Source organism: Paenarthrobacter sp. 22069 (genome assembly GCF_052046035.1).
Taxonomy (GTDB): domain Bacteria; phylum Actinomycetota; class Actinomycetes; order Actinomycetales; family Micrococcaceae; genus Arthrobacter.
This window is the reverse complement of sequence record NZ_JBQEQF010000004.1, coordinates 26,186-45,781: the sequence shown is the minus strand read 5'-3', so window position 1 is coordinate 45,781 and position 19,596 is coordinate 26,186. Positions and strand designations below refer to the sequence as shown.

Below are 19,596 nucleotides of genomic sequence, written 5' to 3'. Positions count from 1 at the left end.
CCGGGAAGGCGGGCGGGTAAACTTGACCAGTCATGCGCTGTTCCTACTTTGATGCCGGCACCTGCCGCTCCTGCACCCACATGGGCACGCCCTACGGCGAACAGCTGGCAGGCAAGCAGCAGCACTGCGCGGGCCTCCTGTCCGGGCATACCGCAATCGAATGGCTGCCGCCGGTTGCCAGCCAGGAGTCCGGCTTCCGCAACAAAGCCAAGATGGTGATTGGCGGGACGGCGCAGAATCCCACCATCGGCATTCTCGACGCCGACGGCCACGGCGTGGACCTGCGCAAGTGCGGCGTATGCTCCCCCGGCCTGCTCGCCTGCTTCCCGGTGCTGGCCACCTTCATCCGCCGGCTCAGGCTGACGCCCTACGACGTTCCGCGCCGCACGGGAGAACTCAAGCACCTCATCATCACCGAATCGCCGGACGGCGAGGTGATGCTCCGCCTGGTCCTCCGCTCGGACCAAACGGTGCCGCGCATCAGGAAACATCTTCCAGACCTCCTGGCCGTCCTTCCGCAGGTAAAAGTGGTCTCCGTCAACCTGCACCCGCAGCACAAAGCCGTGCTGGAGGGAGAGCAGGAGATCCTGCTGACGGGGCAGTCCACCCTGAACATGCGGGTCAACGACATCAACCTGCACCTCCGGCCGCAAAGCTTCTTCCAGACCAACACCGAAATGGCCGCCGCCCTGTACCGGCAGGGGCGCGAGTGGGTCAACGAACTGGCGCCGGCGTCCGTATGGGATCTGTACTGCGGCGTGGGCGGCTTCGCCCTGCACAGTGCCGCCCCCTCCCGCACCGTCACCGGCATTGAAACCAGCAGCGAGGCGGTCGTGTCCGCGCGGCTCAGCAGTGACGAGGCAGGCCTGGCAGGGATGGACTTCCAGGCCGGCGACGCCACCGCCTTCGCGCTGGCGTCGCAGGAGTCGCCGGAGCTGGTGATCGTGAACCCGCCGCGGCGCGGCGTCGGCAAGGAGCTGTGCGGCTGGCTGGAATCGTCGGAGGTCCAGCATGTGGTGTACTCCAGCTGCAACGCCCAGTCCCTGGCCCGCGACCTGGCCGCCCTCCCTTCCTTTACCGCCCGCCGGGCCAGGGTCCTGGACATGTTCCCGCAGACCACGCACTACGAGGTGATGATGCTGTTGGAACGCACTGCCTGACAGAGGCAGCGTTCAGGGGCGTGCGCGTTCGACGGCGGCCGCGCTGGCTTCCCGCCCGCCGGTCCGCAGGCCTGCCGCCACCCCTTCGGCGTCGGCTGCGGAGCGGTTCTGGCTCAGTTTCTCCTTCGCCTCGATCCGGGTGATCAGCAGTTCCACGCCCACGATGGCGTGCAGCTGCCCGGCGATGAACTTCTCCGGGGCATCGTCCACGGCCCAGGGTTCCTCCCGGCCGGCCTCGTGCAGGCCGGTCAGGTGCCGGACGTGCCTTGCCAGCCAGCCGGCGTCGTCGTGGATCACCAGCTCGCCGTATACGTGCGCGGTGCTGTAGTTCCAGGTGGGGACCACGCGGCCATGCTCGGCCTTGGAGGCGTACCACGACGGCGAAATGTAGTCGTCGGGGCCCTGGATGATGGCGAGCGCTTCTCCGGTGGGCGCACTTGACCACTGCGGGTTGTTCCGTGCCATGTGGGCCTGCAGCGCACCATGCTCTCCCACCCCGGGGTTGTAGGCGAAGGGCAGCAGCGTTGCCAGCAGCCCCTGGTCCGTCATGGTGACCAGGTTGGCGGCGCCCGGGGCGGCGAGGAGGTTCCGGACGGATTCTGGGCTGGCCGCGAAGTGGGCGGGGATGTACATGGGGGTCCTTTCGGGTCCGTTTGGTTGGTTTGGTTGGGTTGGTTTGGTTGGGCTGGTCAGGAGGCCGGCGTTAGCCGGAGGCGGACGGCCGCGGCGGCGCAGAGGATCACTGCGAAAGCGCCGATCACGGTGGTCCAGGTGAGGGCCTCACCCAGGAGGAGGGCGGCCCAACCGATGCTCAGGACGGGCTGGACCAGCTGGATCTGGCTGACCTGCGCCATGGGGCCGATGGCGAGGCCGCGGTACCAGGCAAAGAAGCCCAGGAACATGCTGACCACGGCCAGGTAGGCGAACGCGGCCCACTGGGCGGGCGTGGCCGACGGCGGCTGGTTGAGGACCGACGCCACGGCCAGGACCAGCATGGCCGGCGCGGCGAGGAGCAACGCCCAGGCGATGGTCTGCCACGCACCCAGTTCACGGGCCAGGAGCCCGCCCTCGGCGTAGCCGACAGCCGCGCATGCGACGGCGCCGAGCAGCAGGAGGTCTGCCCAGTGCAGCTGGCCCACGCCGCCGGATTGCAGGAACGCGAAGGAAGCCGCTGTCAGTGAGCCCAGCACCATCACGGCCCAGAAGACCGCTGGCGGCCGTTCGCCGGTCCGCAGGATGGCCACGGTCGCCGTGGCAGCCGGCAGAAGCGCGATCACCACGGCACCGTGGGCCGCGGGAACGGCGGTGAGGGCATAGGAGGTGAGCAGCGGGAAACCGGCGACGACGCCGCCGGCCACCAGTGCAAGGCGCGGCCACGTGCGCGGTTGCGGCAGCCGTTGCCGGGTCAGCGCGAGGGCGGCGGCGGCGAGAACGGCGGCCACCACGGCGCGGCCGGAACCGATAAACAGCGGCGGGATGCCTGCGACCGCCACCCGGGTGAAGGGAACGGTGAAGGAAAAGGCGGCGATGCCCAGAAGGCCCCACCAGATACCGGCGGCCCTGCGCGGGAGTATCACTGTGCCATTCAGGACAGTAGCGCTACTATGTTCTCTCATGAACAACGATAGCAGTTCGCGGATTGTTACGGCACTCCGGCTGTGGGTGGCCGCGGCGGCGCCGGGGGCAAAACTGCCCTCCACGCGGCAACTGGTGGCGGAGCACCAGGCCAGCCCGGTCACGGTGCAGAAGGCACTGCAGGCTCTGGCGGTGCAGGGCCTGATCGAAAGCCGCCCCGGTGTCGGAACGTTCGTCCGTGCAGTCCGGACTGCCCGCCCGTTGGACTACGGCTGGCAAACGGCAGCGTTGCGGTCGCCGTCGTCCCCGCTGCCGTCGTCGTCGGGAACTATGCGTAACGTGTCCGGCGAGGCCATCTGGTTCCACTCCGGCTACCCGGACCGGGAGCTGCTGCCGGAGCGACTGGTCAGGTCCGCCCTTGCGCGGGCTGCCCGCGGGGACGCCGCACTGTCCCGGCCACCTGCCGCCGGCATGCCGGAACTGCAGCAGTGGTTCGCCCAGGAGCTGGGGCAGGCAACCCCGGTGGGTATCACTCCGCCCACGCCGAACGACGTCATCGTGCTGCCGGGGAGCCAGAGCGGCCTCAGCTCCATCTTCCGTGCGTTGGCGGGCGCGGGGCAGCCGCTGCTGATGGAGTCGCCGTCGTACTGGGGTGCCATCCTGGCGGCCGCCCAGACCGGGGTGCGCGTGATTCCGGTGCCCACCGGTCCGGATGGACCCGATCCTGCCGACGTGGACCGCGCCTTCACCGAGACTGGTGCCCGCGCCTTCTATGTGCAGCCCAATTTTTCCAACCCCAGCGGGGCGCAGTGGACGCCTGAACGCGGGGACCAGATCCTGGACGTGGCCCGCCGGCACGGCGCCTTCCTGGTGGAGGACGACTGGGCCCACGACTTCGGCATCACCTCCAATCCGGTCCCGCTGGCAACCCGGGACGACGCCGGCCATGTGGTCTATATCCGGTCCCTGACCAAGAGCGTCTCCACCGCCGTCCGCATTGCGGCGGTGACCGCCCGCGGTCCGGTGCGGGAGCGCATTTTGGCCCAGCGCGCCGCGGAATCAATGTACGTGAGCGGACTCCTGCAGGCCGCGGCCCTGGACGTGGTGACCCAACCCGGCTGGCAGACGCACCTGCGCAGCCTGCGGCAGCAGCTCCAGGCGCGCCGGGACCTGCTGGTCACGAGCATCCGCGAACACGTTCCCCAGGCCCATCTCGATGCCCTGCCCAGGGGCGGACTGAACCTGTGGCTCCGCCTGCCGGATGCCACCGATCTGCCACGCCTGGTCCGGGACTGCGAGGACGCGGGGGTGATCATCGCCGCCGGCACGGAGTGGTTCCCGGCCGAACCCGCAGGCGCGTTCATCCGCCTCAACTACTCCGGGCCCAACCCGGGCGCCTACCCGGAAGGGGCACGACGCATCGGCGAGGCGCTGGTGCGAAACAGCGGCTAAGGACGGCCCTGCGCGCCAACCGGTCAGCCTGGCGCCAGCGGTCGTTCACCGCGCCGCCATTCCCGGTTCATTACCCATTAGTAACTTGAGAGCTCCTGTTGAGACCCCAACCTTAAGAGGCCCACCATGAGCTCCAAGCCATCCCGACGCACCCTCACATTGGCAGCGTCCCTGCTAGTCGCCGCCTGCGCCGCCGCCGGTACCGCGGCTGCCCAGGCGGGCACCCCGGAACGGGGCCCCAGCTCCGCCGCCGGAGCCCGCCACGAAACGACCACCGACCTGGCCAACGCCTTTGACTCCGTCACCCGGAACACGGCCTGGCAGGAAACGTCCAAGCTGAAACTGAAGTTCCCCACATTCCACACCGAGGGAATCGCTTACGGCCAGGACCACATCTTCCTCTCTGCCGTCCAAATCGTTGAACCCACCGTCAAGTACCCCACCCCGCAGGACGGCTACGACCGCACGCCGGGCAAGGGCATCGGCCATCTGTTCGTCATGGACAAGGCGGGCAACCTGCAAAAGGACATCATCCTTGGCGAAGGCGACATGTACCATCCGGGCGGCATCGACTTCGACGGCACCAACGTCTGGGTGCCGGTAGCCCAGTACCGGCCGGACAGCAGCGCGATCATCTACAAGGTCGATGCACAGACCCTGGACGTCCATAAGCAGTTCGAGGTCAAGGACCACTTCGGCGGGATCGTCCTGGACAAGCAGACCGGGCACCTCATCGGGAACACCTGGGGCTCGCGGCGCTTCGCCGAATGGGACCTCCAGGGCAAGCAACTCTCCACCTGGGAGAACCCGAACTACTTCATCGACTACCAGGACTGCCAGTACGTTCCCAACGCCAGGATGCTCTGTGCCGGTATCACCAACCTCCCGCAGACCCCGACGGCCGGCGGCACGGCGGCCACCTATGAGCTGGGTGGCATGGCGATGATCGACCTGAAATCCCATCAGGTGTCCCGCGAGGTCCCGCTCCAGCAGTGGTCAACGGCCGGCCACGTGGCCACCCGCAACCCGTTCAAAATGACCGCGGACGGCGGCCACCTCACCATGACGGTAGCCCCCGACAACGGCGACGAAGGCAACGGAACCGAGATCCTCACCTACCAGGCCGACGTAACCCCCACCCCCTAGCACTTCCCCCACCTGCCGCAACGGCGGCCCGCAACTGCACAGGAACGATTGGATACCCCATGCATCACCCGGCAAGAAGATTCACCAGGAAAAGCGTCACCGCTGCCACCGGCGCGGCAGCCCTTGCGGCTTCAGCACTGACGGCCGGGCTGGTCGGCCTCAGCGCCGCACCCGCCACCGCCGGCACCCAGGACCAGACGGCGACGCCGATCAAGCATGTCGTAGTGCTCTTCCAGGAAAACGTGTCGTTCGACCACTACTTCGCCACCTACCCCCACGCCGCCAACACCGCCGGGGAGACGCAGCAGGGCTCCGGCGCCCCCGCGGCCACCTTCACCGCGGCGGAGGACACCCCCAAGGACATCAACACCCTGGCCCATGCAGGACTCCTTGCGCCGAACAACCCGAACTCGGTCCAGCCGGCGCGGCTCTCCCCGATGCAGGCTGTCACCTGCGACCAGGACCACGGCTACAAAGCCGAGCAGAACGCCTACAACGGCGGGGCGATGGACAAGTTCGTCCAGTTCACCAGCCGCGACGCGTGCGGCACCAACCAGTACGGACGCCCCGGCCTGACCATGGACTACTACGACGGAAACACCGTCACCGGCATCTGGAACTACGCCCAGAACTACGCCATGAGCGACAACCACTTCAGCACCGTCTTCGGCCCTTCAACCCCTGGCGCGCTGAACCTGGTCTCCGGGCAAACCCACGGCGTCAAGGAATTCACTGCTGCCGGCCAGCCGGTCGCCACGCCGGCCACGGGAAGCAGCGCTGTCCGCCAGCCTGACGCGAACGGCGTCGGCACGGTGATCAATGACCCTGACCCGGTCTACGATGACTGCTCCAACAACAGCCATGCCAAGACCAACAACCTGGCCGGCATGACCGGCAGGAACATCGGGGACCTGCTCAACTCCCAGGGCACGTCCTGGGGCTGGTTCCAGGGCGGCTTCGCGCCCACCACGGCGGCCACCGGCAGTACCCCGGCATCATGCCTGGCCAGCCACACCAACGCTGCCGGCGCGTCGGTGGTGGACTACTCCCCGCACCACCAGCCGTTCCAGTACTACCCCTCCACCGCCAACCCGCACCACCTGGCGCCGGCCTCGGACGCAGAGATCGGACACAACGGCCAGGCCAACCACCAGTACGACTTGACCGACTTCGGCAAGGTGGTGGACAGCGACAACATGCCTGCCGTGTCCTTCCTGAAGGCCTCTGAGTTCCAGGACGGACACGCGGCATATTCGGATCCGGTGGACGAACAGAACTTCGTCACCAAAACCGTCAACCAGATCCAGCAGTCGAAGAACTGGGACAACACCGCCATCGTGCTCGCGTATGACGACTCCGATGGATGGTACGACCACGTCGCCGCCCAGCCGAAGAATGCCTCCACGGGTGGTGACGACGCCGCATGGTGCCAGAACGCCGCAGCGAACGGCGTCCCGGTGGCTGGAGGCTATGCCGACCGCTGCGGCCCGGGCCCCCGCCAGCCGCTGGTGGTTATCTCCCCGTTCGCGAAGAAGAACTTCGTGGACCACACCGAGACCGACCAGGCCTCCATCCTGCGGTTCATCGAGGAAAACTGGCACACCGGAACCATCGGTGACTCGTCAGCCGATGCGGCCGCAGGGCCCATGGATGCCATGTTCAATTTCCACCACGAACGCAACGATAAGGTCCTGCTCAACGAACAGACCGGCGCCGTCGCGTCCATCAGCCATAACGGGAACATCCAGGGCAACGAAACGGAGCCCGCCGGCCGTTAGCCCGACCGGCACTGGTGCTTGCATCGCCTGNCCCGGCACTGGTGCTTGCATCGCCTGCAGCCAATCTCAAAGGTTCCCCAAGGATTAAATCAAGATTGGCGCTTAACCCGTTCTGCCCGCGGGGCCGGGACTACGCTGGCCGTGCCATCAGCATCCGGTACACGAATTTGGGGGACGCATGCCTACTTTCCGCTACTTTTCCGGGCCTTGCACGCTTCGCAAGGACGGCGCCCACCCCGCCGCAGCCTCCCTGCGGAAGGGCCGGACGCCGGCACTGGCCGCCGCCGTCGTACTTCTGCTGAGCGGCTGCGGCGGATCCCAGGCCTCACTGACGGCAGCCGCAGGGCCGGCCAGTGAATCCGTCACCGCAACCCCCACGGCGACGCCCCTTGCGCATACGCCATGCACCACGGCGAACGCGGAGCAGACGGCGGCAGGCAGCACCTATATCTGCACCAAGGACGAATCGGGCAGGCTCGTTTGGCTGGAGGCGGCAGAGTCCAAGCGGGTGACCGACAAGCTCGCCGCGGCAGCTGCGGCGAAGGCGGCAGCTGACAAGGCCGCGGCAGACAAGGCTGCAGCCGACAAAGCCGCCGCTGATAAGGCAGCTGCCGACAAAGCCGCTGCCGATAAGGCAGCTGCCGATGCAGCCGCAGCGGCACAACAAGCCGCCGACGCGAAGGCCGCCCAGGAGGCGGCTGCAGCACAGGCGGCTGCCCAGGCCGCTGCAGCGGCGGCCGCCAAGGCAGCGGCGCCTCCGGCTCCCGTTGCCCCTGCTGTTCCCGGCACTAATCCGGGCTGCGACCCCAACTATTCAGGCTGCGTCCCCGTTGCATCCGATGTGGACTGCGCAGGCGGCAGCGGAAACGGCCCGGCGTACGTCAGCGGTCCCGTTCAGGTCATCGGCCGGGACATCTACGGCCTCGACGCCGATCATGACGGCATCGGCTGCGAACGGTAGGGACTAGACGAACTGCTTGACCAGCTCTTCGCTCTTCTCCCAAAGCCCGCGGGCCAGTTCGGCGTCGTAGGCCTGTGGATTGGCCTTCGCCAATGCACGCTTGGCGTAGAAGGCGCCGGAGATCCAGTCCGTGCCGGGGGTGCCGTTGATTAACCAGAGCATGGTGTCGGCGCCCTGGTCAGGACTGAGCATGAACCGGTTCAAAATGGTCCTGTAGGCGTGCCGGAAGTGGCTGGTGGAGTCGGCGGCGAAGTTGGTGCGGACCACGCCGGGGTGGAACGCCGCCGTCGAAATTCCCTGGTCGTGAAAGCGGCGGTGCAGTTCGGAGGTGAAAAGGATGTTGGCGAGCTTGCCAGTGCCGTAGGCGCGGTTGGTGCTGTAGCCCTGGCTTGCCGTGAGGTCGAACAAATCCAGTTTGCCGAAGTTGTTGGCGGCGCTGGAGGTGTTGACCACCTTGGCCTGGCTGGCGGTGAGCGTGTCCATCAGGAGGGTGGTCAGCAGGAACGGTGCCAGGTGGTTGACCTGGAAGGTGGCTTCGTTGCCGTCCACGGTGAGGGTCCGCTTGCCCATGATTCCGCCCGCATTGTTGGCCAGGACATCGATGCGCGGGTAGGCGGCCTTCAGCTTTCCGGCAAGGTCGCGGACCTGGGACAGGTCGGAAAAGTCGGCCAGGTAGTGGTCGGCGCCGATGTCGTTGGCCAGTGCGCTGGTCTTCTCAGCGGAACGGCCGACGACGACCACCTGCTCCCCTGCCTTGGCCAGCGTCCGGGCGGCTGCCGCGCCGATGCCGTCGCTGGCGCCGGTGATCACGATGGTTCGAGGAGTCAAGGGGTGTCCTTTGCTCGGCGGGAAGCGCACCCGGTCCGGCACACCAAAAGGAACAACGACGGCGGGGCGGCAGGTGTTCCCGGCACCCACCGGGCCCGCACATGGCTATACGCCGTCGCTCCTCCAACAGGATTTCAACGACCCTAAGTCCTACTTATTCACTTTTTTGGTGTTATACGTCATACTTATTGCAGCCCGCCACCAGCACCGTTGGCGGTTGCACTCCAACCGAGGAAGCCTCATGCAATCCCTACTCCTTCCCGCCGCCACAGAGCCTTGGAACGGACACGACACCCAACTGGTCGTCGTCGCCGCCATTGGCATCGCGCTGATCGTTTTCCTGATCGTCAAACTCAAGCTTCACCCGTTCCTTTCGCTGGTCCTCGGATCCGCGTTCGTAGGCCTTGCCTCCGGGGTGGAACTTGGGAAGGTCATCAGCAACTTCGAAGATGGTGTCGGGGGCACCCTGAAAGAAGTCGGCCTGCTGATCGCACTGGGCGCCATGCTGGGCAAGCTCCTGGCTGATTCCGGGGGCGCCAACCGGGTGGTGGACACCCTGCTGGGCAAGGTCTCCCCGAAGATTCTGCCGTGGGCCATGGCGCTGGTCGCCGTCATCATCGGATTGCCGATGTTTTTCGAGATCGGCCTCGTGCTGCTGCTGCCCGTCATCGTGCTGGTGTCCCAGCGGTCCGGCCGAAAGCTTATGCGGGTAGCCATTCCCGCTCTCGCAGGCCTCTCAGTCCTGCATGGCCTGGTCCCGCCGCACCCCGGTCCGCTCGTCGCCATCTCCAGCCTTAACGCGCCGCTGGGCATCACCCTGGCCCTCGGACTCCTGATCGCCATTCCCACCGTCATCATCTGCGGCCCGCTGTTCGCCATCTACGCTGCGCGCTGGGTCCCGGTGGATGCGCCGAAGGTAGCCGGCGGCATCGACACCGAACACACCCAGGCCGATCCTGACGTCAAGCGCCAGCCGACTTTCCTCGTGACCCTGCTGACCATCGTCTTCCCTGTGGTCCTGATGCTCCTCAAGGCCGTAGTGGATATCGTCGACCCCAACTCCAAGAACCCGAGCGCGGCCCGCGTCTTCTTTGACTTCATCGGTGAACCGTTGGTGGCCATGACCCTCGCAGTCCTGCTGGCCCTCGTGACTTTCGGCTACGCGGTCGGCTTCACCGGCGCCAAGATCGGCACCAAGATCGGTGCATCAGTAGGCCCCATCGCGGCCGTGATCCTGATCGTCGGCGCAGGCGGCGGATTCAAGCAGACTCTCATTGGAGCCGGCGTCGGTGATGCCGTCGCCAAGTGGGCCACCGGAGCAAACATCTCCGTCCTGGTCCTGGGCTTCCTCATCGCGGTCGCCATCCGGCTCGCAACCGGTTCAGCCACCGTGGCCACGGTGACGGCGGCAGGCATCGTCGCGCCGCTGGCGGCCGGCCTCTCCCCCGGCCACGCCGGCCTGCTGGTGCTTGCCGTGGGTGCCGGTTCATTGTTCCTCTCCCACGTGAACGATGCTGGCTTCTGGCTGGTCAAGGAGCTCTTTGGGCTGACCGTGGGCCAAACATTCAAGACCTGGTCGGTGATGGAGACCCTCATCTCCGTGGTCGGTTTCGCGCTGGTCATGGTCCTCTCAGTGGTGGTCCCCTGATGCACACCGCACCCACCCCCGAGTCCGTCCAGCAGCCGGTCCTCGTCATCATGGGCGTGTCCGGCTCAGGCAAGTCCACGGTGGCGGGCATCCTTGCGGGCCAGCTCGGCTGGGATCTGGAGGAAGGCGACGACCTGCACCCGGCCGAAAACGTGGCAAAGATGGCTGCCGGAATCCCCCTGACCGACGAGGACCGCTGGCCTTGGCTGGACACCATTGCCTCGTGGATCATCGAGCACACGATGGCTGGAATACCGGGCATCATCACCTGCTCTGCGCTGAAAAAGATCTACCGGGACCGGCTCCGCGAAAAGAACGTCGTTTTCGTACATCTGTCGGGCTCCAAGGAACAGATAGGCCGCCGGCTGACGGCGCGCATGGACCACTACATGCCCGCTTCACTGCTTGATTCGCAGATTGCCACGCTTGAACCGCCAGGACCGGACGAGAACACGATCGTGGTGGATGTGGGGCGCACCCCCGCTGAGGAAGCCGCCGAGGTGGTCAGCCGCCTTGGCCTCTCTCCCGCTTCCGGTTCAACCGCACTGGGCCACCCAAACCCGGGCCGGTCATCCGCGCTGGGCCAGCCGGGGGACCCCGCCGGTTCCTAGGCCGCCCCGGGACGCGGAATCGCCAACGCGCCCGGCTGGAGCCAACGCTTCAGCCGGCGCGTTGATTTCGTTAATCCACGGCGTGCACCCCGCACACCATGCCCCTACAGTCAAAGATTCGGCGCGAGGAACCCATTTCCAGCACGCGGGTTAACAAAAGCAGGGTCTGCCGTGAATCACGGCAGACCCTGCTTGGAAACCTAACGGTCCCGGAACCCTAAGAAATTAGAGAGCCTGGATGTTGGTGGCTTGGGGACCCTTGGGGCCCTGCTCGGTGTCGAAGGAAACCTTCTGGTTCTCTTCGAGGGAGCGGAAGCCGGAGGAGTTGATCGCGGAGTAGTGCGCGAAAACGTCCTGCGAGGAGTCGTCCGGGGAAATGAAGCCGAAGCCCTTTTCAGCGTTAAACCATTTGACGGTACCAGTAGCCATTATTTTGTCCTTCGTGAAGGTGGAGGGAAAGTCCCGACTTTCGGGCCCTCCGGCGTGGGGTGTTCAAAAACCGCTACTTCAGAAGAACACGGACTTTCGACCGCGCGTACTGCCTGAACTACCAACTGCATAAACACAACAACAGGTTCAAGACTACAGGAGATTCAGCCCACGCCTAATCGCTTCCCTGTTCAGGCGCCGATCGGGTCTGCGCGCGGTCATCCAGTGCGGTGCTGTAGCGGGTAAAGCCGGGCCGAAGCCGCACGGAGCGTTCGCCGATCACGGCGATGTCCTCCCACAGCACCAGGAATGATCCGCGGTGCCGCCACCGGAGGATCCGGGCAATCGTGCGGGGCCGGGTGAGGCCGTTCCGCTCGTAGCCCATGAAGGAGGACGCGCTGTGCGGGCCCACCACCAGCCCCAGTAGCCGAGGCTCCGCCATCAGCTGGTGCGGGGTGCCGTCCAGCACGAACCGGGCGTCGGCCACGCGGCCCAGCCGCCCGCCGTCCGCATCAAAGACAGGGGTCCCCAGCAGGTCACCGAGGATCATGGCGCCCTCCCGGGATGCGCGCGATGATCTTGTCCCTGACCCACCGCTCAACCCAGCTGGCGTCCAGCGGCTCCCCCTTGATGCCAAGCCGGAGCACTACCCCCACCTCTGCCACGTCCTTCCAGGGGAGGCGGATCAGGCGGGACGACGGCGGCCTGCCGCCAAAGATGCGCGTCCCCAGCACCGCCCCGGTCAGGAGGGCGGTGATGACCGGGGCGGTCGTCCCGGGCGGGATCTCCGCGTCCAGGTCTGGCCCGGTGACCTCAAGATCGTCAACGGTGGTGACCGGAACGCCGTCGTGGTCAAGCACCTGCCGGTCCATCAGGTGCACCTGGGCATCGAGGATGCGGCCTGCGACCGGCGGGGCGGGCGGCAACTGCTGGTGCGCGGACGTCATGACCCGGCTCCTGTCACGATCATGAGTGGTATTGCTGCGATGGAGGCCACCAGGATGATCACCAGGTAGACCATGCCCAGGGCATTCACTGCCCGTCCGTTGACGTGCTCCTGCATGTATTCCGGGTCATTGGCCACGATGAGGATGGGCAGGTAGGTCAGCGGCAGCGCGATCGCGGAGAACACCACCGAGTATTCAGTCACCAGGACGGGATCAACCCCCGTAGCCAGGACGGCGATGCCCACCAGGAGGCAGATAATCATGGCCAGGTGGAAGCGCGCGGCCTCAGCCGGGCGGCGGAATTTACCCCAGGACCAGCCGAAGAACTGCGCCAGGGTGTAGCCGCTGGACAGGGTGGTTTCCAGGGCGGCGCCGAAGGTGGCCGCAACGATGCCCACCAGGACCACCGCGAGCCCCAACTTCCCGGCACCTTCCGCCGCCGGCAGGACCACCTGCGACAGCGAAGTCACCGAAATACCGGCGGGCAGCAGCACGACAGTGGCGCACGCAGCGATGGCCACGGACAGCAGGCCGCCCAGCGGGAAACCGACGAGGACGTTGATCCGCGACTGGGCCAGGTCCTTCACGGTCCACCCCTCCTCCACGGCTCCGGAGGAGAAGAAAAACACCTCGTACGGGGTCATGGCCGCGCCGAACAGGGCAATGGCGTAGTAGCTGTAGGACCAGACAGTTTCCTCCTGGGGCACCGCGGGCATCAGCTGTCCGGCCAGGGAGCTCCAGTCCGGTTTCAGGAGGAACAGCGCCACTGCAAAAATGATCAGGGTCAGCCCCAGCAGGCCGGTGACGTTCTCCATGATGGAGAACCGGACACGCCAGATCACGAGCCACACTGCCACCACGGCCACGGGAATCCACAGCAGGTAGTACACGCTGCTGGCCAGCTGCAGGGCCAGTGCAATGCCGCCGATCTCCGCCGTCACCGTCATGAGGTTGATCAGGAACGACGCCGACAGGTTGGCCAGCCCGGCCCTGGGCCCCAGCCGTTCACGGATCACCTCGAACGTGGCCCGGCCGGATACTGCCGCCACACGGCCGGACATATTGGCGAAGAGGACGATCCCCACGACGCCAACCAGCACCACCCACACCAGGGACAGGCCAAAACGGGATCCCACGACGGCGTTGGTCACCAGGTCCCCGATGTCCACGAAGCCGCCGATAGCGGTGAGGATGCCAAGCGCGACGCCGAGGAGCCGTTTCACTTTGACCCCACCTTGTCTTCGAGCTGCTTCAGGGCGTCCTGCGAGCCGGCCAGGGCCTTGTCACCGTCCGCGAGCGAGGGGGTTCCGCCGTCGTCCGCCGAAAGCGCGGCGCGGGCCGTGGCAAAGCCGGCGGCGCACTGGTCCAGCACGTCCAGCGCCTGCTTTTGTGTATCGCGGTCCTCCGGAGTGGCCGGCGAGAGTTTCAGGACGCTGCTCCGGCTGGACTGGACCTCTTTGAGCTCATCGTCCAGGGTTGTTGAGGTGGCGGCGCGGGTCAGCTTGCCGTCCATGTCCTGGCGGAGGGCGATCCGTGCCGTGGCGACGGCCGAGCTGCTGTCCTTGATGGCCCTGGACACTGATTCGGCGGTGCCGCCGCCGCAGGCAGTCAGGACGGCGAGCGCGGTGACGGCCAGCATCCAGAGCCTGGCGGCCAACCGGGGCCGGGACTTCGCGGCCGGGGCTGAGACTGGCGTGTTCCGCACCGTGGCCTCCAGTCCCCGGGTAACCCGGATCCATGCTCCCTGGCAAGGCGCCCAAATAGTTGCCTAGAGCTATATATAGCACTCCACCGGGAAGTTTGACCTGTTCAGGCGGGATTTTGTGGGTGGCGCACAGGGCATCCACGGCCTCTCGACCCCGGCACCAAAGAGGCATATCCTGCATCCACATCCTGCCCGACCACCTGCCACCGGGAGAAGACGCCATGGAAATGCCCAAGGCTACCGAGGAAGACAAAGAGCGGTTCCGGCGCGTGGTCCCGGACCATCCTGGCGTGGTGGTGAAACCCATGTTCGGCAACTTGGGAGCGTTCGTGAACGGCAACATGTTCGCAGGGTTGTTCGGCTCCACCATCGGGGTGAAACTGTCCCGGGAGGACAGGGAACTGCTGGAGTCCTCGGAGCGCACTGTGCCGTTCGGCCCGGCCGAGCGGCCCATGGGCGGCTACACCGGACTGCCGGAAGTGTGGAATGAAGAGGGCGACGGCGATGACACCCGGGCGCGTGCGTGGGCCGGGAAGGCGCTGGCGTACGTCGCGTCCCTGCCGCCGAAGGAGCCCAAGGAGCCCAGGGGACCGAAGGCGCGCAAGGTCCAACCATGACCCCGTTCCGCGTCATCCTGCTTCCCGGGAGCGTGCTGCCCGCGGGGCCGGCTTACGGCAGATTGCTGGAGGCCCTGGGAACAGGTGTGGACGCTGTCGCCAAGGACCTGGAACTGTACGCCGATGATTCCCCGCCGGCGGACTGGACCCTGGACACTGAAGGAGACGCGGTCCTCCGTGAGGCGGATGCGCGCGGCTGGGACAGTTTCCACCTCGTGGGGTATTCCGGGGGCGGCTCAGCCAGCCTGGCGTTGACGGCAGCGCATCCGGAGCGGCTCCGGAGCCTGGCGCTGCTGGAGCCGGCATGGGCGGGCACCTGGGACTGGAGCCCGGAGCACGCGGAACTTTGGAAAAAGTATGACCAGTTGAATGGCCTCCCGCCCGGCGCGTTCATGGCCGCGTTCATGCGGCTGGGCGTCAGGGACGACGTCGTCCTTCCGCCTCCCCCGCCCGGTCCGCCCCCGCCATGGATGGCCAGGAGGCCAGCGGGGATCGGGGCGTTCCTCAAGGCCTTCAAGTCGTACAACCTGGACCGCAGCCGGCTTGCGGGCTTTGATCGGCCGGTGCTCTTCATTCTTGGCGGTAAGAGCAATCCGGACGACTACGCCGACAACGCAGCTCGCCTGAGCCGGGTCTTCCCTGACTTCCGGCTTGAAGTGTTCCCGGACCGCCACCACTTCGATCCGCCGCACCGGATCGAGCCGGAGCGGGTCGCGGCGCTGCTGCAGGAACACTGGGCGCGGGCGGAAGGAAGCCCGGGCCCGTAGCGGCCGGTCTGTTTCAGCTCGCCCGGGGTCCCGGGCCGTGTGCCTTCTGCCGTCCGTCGCGGTGCGCGAGGTAGGCGTAGACCATTAGGGCGATGCCTGCCAGGATCATTACGGCGGGGAAGGCGAAGTCCGGGGTAATGAACACCACGGTGGCTTGGAGGGCAAAGACCACGCCCATGAGCGCAAGGATGGCGGCCGGGATCAACGGCCACCGCATCCGCTGAACCCTGCCGGCGGATGTGGTGCGCACCGGAACCAGGGAAAGCACGCCGAAGGTGGTGGCCAGTCCCAGGAACAGGACTGCCGCGGTGGGTGTCCCCTGCAACTCCTGGGGAAGCGCGACGATGACCGCCAGAGTGAACATCACCCCGGAGGGAATGAGTGCCCACCAGTTGCTGCCGTCGCGTACGAATACGGCGGCGAATCCCGCCCCCATGAAGAGGAACAGGAAGGCGGCTCCCCAGGCAGCGCCGGTGAGCGGGGTGGTGGTGATGACCGCGGCCAGGCCCAGGAAGACGGAACCGGGAATAGCGGCCCACCAGTTCTCCCGCCGCCGGAAGAAGAGGGACAGGAACAGGACCCCGACGGCTGCGAAGATCAGTGGCGCCACGACGTCCGCCGTGTCCATGACCCCCAGCCGATCCAGCAGCAGGAGCCCGCCCAGCGCAATGAGGACGACGCCTGCGATGATGCTTGCGTGTGCCGATTTCACCGTGTGCCTCCTGGTTCCGGCGGGCGGCTGCATGCCGGACTCTCCCGTTCAGGCTAGGACGGCCCGGGAGCCGGAAACAGGGCACAAAGCCCCGGCCCCTTCCCCCCCGCCCTTCAGCCTTGACCGGAATGACGCGCAGGCCAATAACGAGGTTCCCAGGACGGGACTTTCAGCCCTATAGCCGCCTCCGGGACGCTTGGCATCCTTGGAGAGGCACCGTCCGGGTCCTCAGGGTTGCGAGGCCGGAACGGCTTTCCCCGTGAACCCCAGCGACCAACGCCGGAGGACAGCGGAGGATGCCGCCGGTGTGCAGGCGCATCGTGCTGACTGCCGGATTTCGAAAGGACCGTCATGCCCGCTGGCATCCTCACATTCCATCCTGCCGTCCAGGAAGCCGTGACCACCTTGGACACGCTTGCGGCCTTCCTCAAGAACCGGCACCGGACAGCGGCCTGAAGCCGGAGTGCGGGATGGTGACCATGGTCAGCCTCGACGAATACAAAGCGGTGTACGGCGGCCGCGAACCCTTGGTGCCGGACGGGGGGGACGGCCTTGGTGACGGCGGCTGCAACATTATCCGGAAGGACACGGGAGGCGTGATTGGACGGTGGAGTTCATGGGAAATGGCAAGCCGGGCGCTCAACCGGCTCCAGAAACTTGGAAGCGGCTTTGAGTACCGGCTGGAAGAATCGCACGCCTGGGTCGACGGCAAGGATTCAAGCAGCACCTGCGCTGCGTGCAAGACAATCCGTCGCCCTCCAGGTGCACTTAGCTCCAGGCTGGACATGTAGGCCGGCCGTGGGTGCGGAATGATTTATTGAGGTCCCTCCCAACGGGGCGGCCGCGTTGACCAGGCGGCCGGGGAGGGAGTCGAGCCTACGAGAGCGTCTTATGGAACCAGCAGCAGCCCCGGATGAGGCCTTCCTTCCTCCCCGTCCCATGCGGGTCTTCATTTTGAGCGACCACAGCATGGTCCGGCAGGGCCTGAAGGATTTGCTCGAACACCATGGGTTCGAGGTGGTGGGAGAAAGCGGATCAGCCACGGAGGCCGCCTGCCTGATCCCCATGCTGCACCCCGACATTGCGCTGCTGGATGACCGACTGCCGGACGGTACGGGCATCGAAGTCTGCCGCGGGCTGCGCTCCACAATTCCCGGGGTGGCATGCCTGATCCTCACCGGCTGGGACCACCAGCATGCGGTGCGCGCCGCTGTGCTGGCAGGGGCAACAGGCTACCTCCTGAAACAGGTGGGTGATACAGCTGAACTGGTCAACAGCATCCGCCTCGCCGCAGCCGGGCATCCGCTGATCGGCTCCCCCATGAGGGAGCAAGTGGCCGCAAAGCTCCACGCAACGGCCTCTGCCTCCTGGCTGGACGCCATGACGCGAAGCGAGCGGGCCGTACTGGCACTCATGGCAAAGGGCCTGACCGACCCGCAAATCGGCGGGGAAATGGCATTGCCGGAGGATGCGGTGGCCGGACATGTGTCTTCTGTGCTCCTGAAGCTGGGCTTCCGGCGCCGCACCCAACTGCTTCCTGCTCCGATCCCGCGGGCGTGGGAACTGCTGGGCTAGCTAAGGGGCACCGTCCAGGTCACGCTGGTTCCCTTGCCGGGCGCGCTCTCGACCAGGCAGGTCCCGCCCAGGTGTGCGGCCCGGTTCTTCATATTCTCCAGCCCGCTGATCCGCTCTGGCTCCTCGAAGCCACAGCCGTTATCCCGGACGTTGAGGACCACCTCGCCGTCCTGCACAGCGAGATGGACGTAAATCTCCGCCGATCCCGAGTGCCTGACGGCGTTGCTGACACTTTCGTACAGGACCCGCAGCAGCTGTTCGGCAACCTCGTCCCCCACGCCGTCATCAACGGGCCCGGAGAGCTGGACCCTCGGCAGGAACCCGGCAGCGTTGGCAGCCTCCTGGACAGCGCGCAGGACCCGGCCGCTCAGGAGTTCCTGGTCCGGCTGCCTGGCCTGGAGGGAGTAAATGGTGTCGCGGAGCTGGTGGATGCAGTCGTCAAGCTCGGTGGTGATGGCCGCAACGCGCCGCTCATGCGCGGGCGGGTCTGCCGTGTAGCGGCGGAGGCCCTGGATACTCAGGCCGGCGGCGAACAGCCGTTGGATCACCAGGTCATGCAGGTCCGCGGCGATCCGTTCCCGGTCGATAAACAGGGCGTGCTCTTCCCGCAGCTGGTTTGCCTTGAGGAGGTCCAGCGACAGGCCGATCCGCGAGGCGAATACCGCACTTTGCTCAACATCCACGTCCGTGTACCGGGCTCCTCCTGCCGATCTGGCAATAATCAGTACGCTGTTCCGGTGGCCGTCGCTGTTGCTTCCCAGGGCGGCGACCAGGACCGGCCCCAGCTTTTCGGCCGACGTGGGGTCGAAGACTTGGTGGGGCTCTGCCAGGGCCCTGGACTCACCGGTGGCGATGACCTGGGCCAGGACCGGGCTGGCGGCCAGTTCGTGTCCGGCCGGGAGGGATTGGACGCCTACAGATGTGCGGCACCGCAGGCTGTGGTCGTCTGCCACCGTGGCAATCACTGACAATGCGGAGCCTGAGGCGTGGAGGGCCCGCTCTGCGATCATGTCCAGGTTGTCGGTATCGGAGCGGGGATGGGTTTTGAGCCTGTCGCTGACTTCCATGCCCGCTTCCAGCCAGCGCTGCCGGCTGTTGCTGTCCTCATACAGTCGGGCGTTCTGGATGGCGACGCCGGCGGCCGAAGCGAGCGCCACCGCAAGATCCTCGTCCTCGGCGGTGAAATCGTGGCCATCGATCTTCTCCGTGAGGTACAGGTTGCCGAAGACCTCGTCCCGGACCCTGACGGGGACCCCCAGGAACGTCCGCATGGGCGGATGGTTCGCCGGAAAGCCGACAGCGATGGGATGTTCGCCAAGATCATGCAGCCGCAGCGGCTTGGGTTCACGGATCAGATGCCCTAGCACACCATGTCCGGTGGGCAGGTCGCCGATGAGCCGGGCACCTTCCTGATCGATGCCCACCGTGATGAAGTGGCTGAGCTGCTGGTCATCGCCAATGACGCCCAGTGCCCCGTACCGCGCGCCCACAAGTTCGCACGCCGACTGGACCACCCGGTCCAGCACCGCCTCCAGGCTCAAGTCCGCGGAAAGGGACACCACGGCACCCAACAGGCCCTCGACATGTTCCTGGGTGCGGACCAGTTCGTCTGCGCGGTCCACAAATTCCCGCAACAGTTCCCGGGTCCGCCGCCTGATCGGTTCACGCCACATGAGAAACACCCC

At 66.4% G+C, this 19,596-nt stretch carries 21 protein-coding genes; 11 read left to right on the top strand and 10 right to left on the bottom strand.

What is annotated here, in order from left to right; translation table 11 throughout:
* Positions 1 to 32 precede the first annotated feature (32 nt).
* On the top strand, positions 33 to 1,160 hold the full coding sequence (rlmC, locus tag ACTJK0_RS04190) for a 23S rRNA (uracil(747)-C(5))-methyltransferase RlmC (RefSeq protein WP_440744360.1): 1,128 nt from the start codon (positions 33 to 35) through the stop codon (positions 1,158 to 1,160).
* A gap of 12 nt (positions 1,161 to 1,172) precedes the next feature.
* On the opposite strand, the gene ACTJK0_RS04185 is transcribed toward rlmC, so the two are convergent.
* Positions 1,173 to 1,793, bottom strand: coding sequence for an FMN-binding negative transcriptional regulator (locus ACTJK0_RS04185; RefSeq protein ID WP_440744359.1), 621 nt, complete (start codon positions 1,791 to 1,793; stop codon positions 1,173 to 1,175).
* Positions 1,794 to 1,849: 56 nt separating this feature from the next.
* Positions 1,850 to 2,776, bottom strand: a complete 927-nt coding sequence (locus ACTJK0_RS04180; protein ID WP_440744358.1) for a DMT family transporter — start codon at positions 2,774 to 2,776, stop codon at positions 1,850 to 1,852.
* Between ACTJK0_RS04180 and ACTJK0_RS04175 the strand changes: the two genes are divergently transcribed.
* The 4 genes from ACTJK0_RS04175 to ACTJK0_RS04160 all read left to right on the top strand — a co-directional run bounded on the left by ACTJK0_RS04175 (position 2,775) and on the right by ACTJK0_RS04160 (position 8,072).
* Positions 2,775 to 4,187, top strand: coding sequence for a PLP-dependent aminotransferase family protein (locus tag ACTJK0_RS04175; RefSeq protein ID WP_440744357.1), 1,413 nt, complete (start codon positions 2,775 to 2,777; stop codon positions 4,185 to 4,187). The two genes, ACTJK0_RS04180 and ACTJK0_RS04175, sit on opposite strands and share 2 nt — an antisense overlap.
* Positions 4,188 to 4,313: 126 nt before the next feature.
* Positions 4,314 to 5,333 (top strand): DUF6454 family protein, encoded by a 1,020-nt coding sequence (locus ACTJK0_RS04170; protein WP_440744356.1) that lies wholly within the window; start codon positions 4,314 to 4,316, stop codon positions 5,331 to 5,333.
* Positions 5,334 to 5,392: 59 nt separating this feature from the next.
* Positions 5,393 to 7,111, top strand: a complete 1,719-nt coding sequence (locus ACTJK0_RS04165) for a phospholipase C (RefSeq protein WP_440744355.1) — start codon at positions 5,393 to 5,395, stop codon at positions 7,109 to 7,111.
* A 178-nt stretch (positions 7,112 to 7,289) separates the two neighbouring features.
* The gene (locus tag ACTJK0_RS04160) at positions 7,290 to 8,072 is read left to right on the top strand and encodes a hypothetical protein (protein ID WP_440744354.1); all 783 of its coding nucleotides are present in this window, start codon (positions 7,290 to 7,292) and stop codon (positions 8,070 to 8,072) included.
* A 3-nt stretch (positions 8,073 to 8,075) separates the two neighbouring features.
* Here ACTJK0_RS04160 and ACTJK0_RS04155 read toward each other — a convergent pair whose 3' ends face one another.
* A complete protein-coding gene (locus tag ACTJK0_RS04155; RefSeq protein WP_110542713.1) occupies positions 8,076 to 8,900 on the bottom strand; it encodes an SDR family NAD(P)-dependent oxidoreductase in 825 nt (274 codons plus the stop codon).
* 241 nt (positions 8,901 to 9,141) lie between these two features.
* Here ACTJK0_RS04155 and ACTJK0_RS04150 point away from each other — a divergent pair, with 241 nt between their 5' ends.
* Positions 9,142 to 10,548: a GntT/GntP/DsdX family permease gene (locus ACTJK0_RS04150; protein ID WP_440744353.1), complete on the top strand. Its 1,407-nt coding sequence runs from the start codon at positions 9,142 to 9,144 to the stop codon at positions 10,546 to 10,548.
* Complete coding sequence (locus tag ACTJK0_RS04145; RefSeq protein ID WP_440744352.1) at positions 10,548 to 11,159, top strand: gluconokinase; 612 nt, start codon at positions 10,548 to 10,550, stop codon at positions 11,157 to 11,159. Before ACTJK0_RS04150 ends, ACTJK0_RS04145 begins: the two co-directional genes overlap by 1 nt.
* Before the next feature lie 225 nt (positions 11,160 to 11,384).
* On the opposite strand, the gene ACTJK0_RS04140 is transcribed toward ACTJK0_RS04145, so the two are convergent.
* From ACTJK0_RS04140 to ACTJK0_RS04120, 5 genes are all read right to left on the bottom strand, one after another.
* The gene (locus ACTJK0_RS04140; RefSeq protein WP_015936345.1) at positions 11,385 to 11,588 is read right to left on the bottom strand and encodes a cold-shock protein; all 204 of its coding nucleotides are present in this window, start codon (positions 11,586 to 11,588) and stop codon (positions 11,385 to 11,387) included.
* Between the two features lie 175 nt (positions 11,589 to 11,763).
* On the bottom strand, positions 11,764 to 12,138 hold the full coding sequence (locus ACTJK0_RS04135; RefSeq protein ID WP_110542710.1) for a PRC-barrel domain-containing protein: 375 nt from the start codon (positions 12,136 to 12,138) through the stop codon (positions 11,764 to 11,766).
* Positions 12,125 to 12,535, bottom strand: coding sequence for a hypothetical protein (locus ACTJK0_RS04130; RefSeq protein ID WP_440744351.1), 411 nt, complete (start codon positions 12,533 to 12,535; stop codon positions 12,125 to 12,127). The genes ACTJK0_RS04135 and ACTJK0_RS04130 overlap by 14 nt, the downstream gene beginning before the upstream one ends.
* Positions 12,532 to 13,758: an Nramp family divalent metal transporter gene (locus ACTJK0_RS04125; RefSeq protein WP_440744350.1), complete on the bottom strand. Its 1,227-nt coding sequence runs from the start codon at positions 13,756 to 13,758 to the stop codon at positions 12,532 to 12,534. The genes ACTJK0_RS04130 and ACTJK0_RS04125 overlap by 4 nt, the downstream gene beginning before the upstream one ends.
* Complete coding sequence (locus ACTJK0_RS04120; RefSeq protein WP_440744349.1) at positions 13,755 to 14,240, bottom strand: hypothetical protein; 486 nt, start codon at positions 14,238 to 14,240, stop codon at positions 13,755 to 13,757. Before ACTJK0_RS04120 ends, ACTJK0_RS04125 begins: the two co-directional genes overlap by 4 nt.
* 221 nt (positions 14,241 to 14,461) lie before the next feature.
* On the opposite strand from ACTJK0_RS04120, the gene ACTJK0_RS04115 reads away from it, so the two are divergent.
* Together ACTJK0_RS04115 and ACTJK0_RS04110 are read left to right on the top strand one after the other, a co-directional pair.
* The gene (locus tag ACTJK0_RS04115; protein WP_440744348.1) at positions 14,462 to 14,857 is read left to right on the top strand and encodes a TfoX/Sxy family protein; all 396 of its coding nucleotides are present in this window, start codon (positions 14,462 to 14,464) and stop codon (positions 14,855 to 14,857) included.
* Positions 14,854 to 15,624 carry an alpha/beta fold hydrolase gene (locus tag ACTJK0_RS04110; protein WP_440744347.1) on the top strand — a complete coding sequence of 257 codons (771 nt, stop codon included), beginning with the start codon at positions 14,854 to 14,856 and terminating at the stop codon, positions 15,622 to 15,624. The genes ACTJK0_RS04115 and ACTJK0_RS04110 overlap by 4 nt, the downstream gene beginning before the upstream one ends.
* 13 nt (positions 15,625 to 15,637) lie before the next feature.
* Here the strand turns inward: ACTJK0_RS04110 and ACTJK0_RS04105 are convergent, their stop codons facing one another.
* Positions 15,638 to 16,336: a hypothetical protein gene (locus ACTJK0_RS04105; protein ID WP_440744346.1), complete on the bottom strand. Its 699-nt coding sequence runs from the start codon at positions 16,334 to 16,336 to the stop codon at positions 15,638 to 15,640.
* A gap of 479 nt (positions 16,337 to 16,815) precedes the next feature.
* Here ACTJK0_RS04105 and ACTJK0_RS04100 point away from each other — a divergent pair, with 479 nt between their 5' ends.
* The gene (locus ACTJK0_RS04100) at positions 16,816 to 17,127 is read left to right on the top strand and encodes a hypothetical protein (protein WP_440744345.1); all 312 of its coding nucleotides are present in this window, start codon (positions 16,816 to 16,818) and stop codon (positions 17,125 to 17,127) included.
* 100 nt (positions 17,128 to 17,227) lie between these two features.
* The gene (locus ACTJK0_RS04095) at positions 17,228 to 17,911 is read left to right on the top strand and encodes a response regulator (RefSeq protein WP_440744344.1); all 684 of its coding nucleotides are present in this window, start codon (positions 17,228 to 17,230) and stop codon (positions 17,909 to 17,911) included.
* Here the strand turns inward: ACTJK0_RS04095 and ACTJK0_RS04090 are convergent.
* Positions 17,908 to 19,584: a GAF domain-containing sensor histidine kinase gene (locus ACTJK0_RS04090; RefSeq protein WP_440744343.1), complete on the bottom strand. Its 1,677-nt coding sequence runs from the start codon at positions 19,582 to 19,584 to the stop codon at positions 17,908 to 17,910. The two genes, ACTJK0_RS04095 and ACTJK0_RS04090, sit on opposite strands and share 4 nt — an antisense overlap.
* Positions 19,585 to 19,596: the final 12 nt, after the last annotated feature.

Excerpts from the sequence above, each read along its gene's own strand:
- ACTJK0_RS04165 (WP_440744355.1), top strand. The coding sequence starts at position 5,393 with ATGCATCACCCGGCAAGAAGATTCACCAGGAAAAGCGTCACCGCTGCC.
- ACTJK0_RS04170 (WP_440744356.1), top strand. The coding sequence starts at position 4,314 with ATGAGCTCCAAGCCATCCCGACGCACCCTCACATTGGCAGCGTCCCTG.
- ACTJK0_RS04110 (WP_440744347.1), top strand. The coding sequence starts at position 14,854 with ATGACCCCGTTCCGCGTCATCCTGCTTCCCGGGAGCGTGCTGCCCGCG.
- ACTJK0_RS04160 (WP_440744354.1), top strand. The coding sequence starts at position 7,290 with ATGCCTACTTTCCGCTACTTTTCCGGGCCTTGCACGCTTCGCAAGGAC.
- ACTJK0_RS04175 (WP_440744357.1), top strand. The coding sequence starts at position 2,775 with ATGAACAACGATAGCAGTTCGCGGATTGTTACGGCACTCCGGCTGTGG.
- rlmC (WP_440744360.1), top strand. The coding sequence starts at position 33 with ATGCGCTGTTCCTACTTTGATGCCGGCACCTGCCGCTCCTGCACCCAC.
- ACTJK0_RS04150 (WP_440744353.1), top strand. The coding sequence starts at position 9,142 with ATGCAATCCCTACTCCTTCCCGCCGCCACAGAGCCTTGGAACGGACAC.
- ACTJK0_RS04135 (WP_110542710.1), bottom strand. The coding sequence starts at position 12,138 with ATGATCCTCGGTGACCTGCTGGGGACCCCTGTCTTTGATGCGGACGGC.
- ACTJK0_RS04095 (WP_440744344.1), top strand. The coding sequence starts at position 17,228 with ATGGAACCAGCAGCAGCCCCGGATGAGGCCTTCCTTCCTCCCCGTCCC.
- ACTJK0_RS04115 (WP_440744348.1), top strand. The coding sequence starts at position 14,462 with ATGGAAATGCCCAAGGCTACCGAGGAAGACAAAGAGCGGTTCCGGCGC.
- ACTJK0_RS04185 (WP_440744359.1), bottom strand. The coding sequence starts at position 1,793 with ATGTACATCCCCGCCCACTTCGCGGCCAGCCCAGAATCCGTCCGGAAC.
- ACTJK0_RS04180 (WP_440744358.1), bottom strand. The coding sequence starts at position 2,776 with ATGAGAGAACATAGTAGCGCTACTGTCCTGAATGGCACAGTGATACTC.
- ACTJK0_RS04140 (WP_015936345.1), bottom strand. The coding sequence starts at position 11,588 with ATGGCTACTGGTACCGTCAAATGGTTTAACGCTGAAAAGGGCTTCGGC.
- ACTJK0_RS04090 (WP_440744343.1), bottom strand. The coding sequence starts at position 19,584 with ATGTGGCGTGAACCGATCAGGCGGCGGACCCGGGAACTGTTGCGGGAA.
- ACTJK0_RS04100 (WP_440744345.1), top strand. The coding sequence starts at position 16,816 with ATGGTCAGCCTCGACGAATACAAAGCGGTGTACGGCGGCCGCGAACCC.
- ACTJK0_RS04130 (WP_440744351.1), bottom strand. The coding sequence starts at position 12,535 with ATGACGTCCGCGCACCAGCAGTTGCCGCCCGCCCCGCCGGTCGCAGGC.
- ACTJK0_RS04145 (WP_440744352.1), top strand. The coding sequence starts at position 10,548 with ATGCACACCGCACCCACCCCCGAGTCCGTCCAGCAGCCGGTCCTCGTC.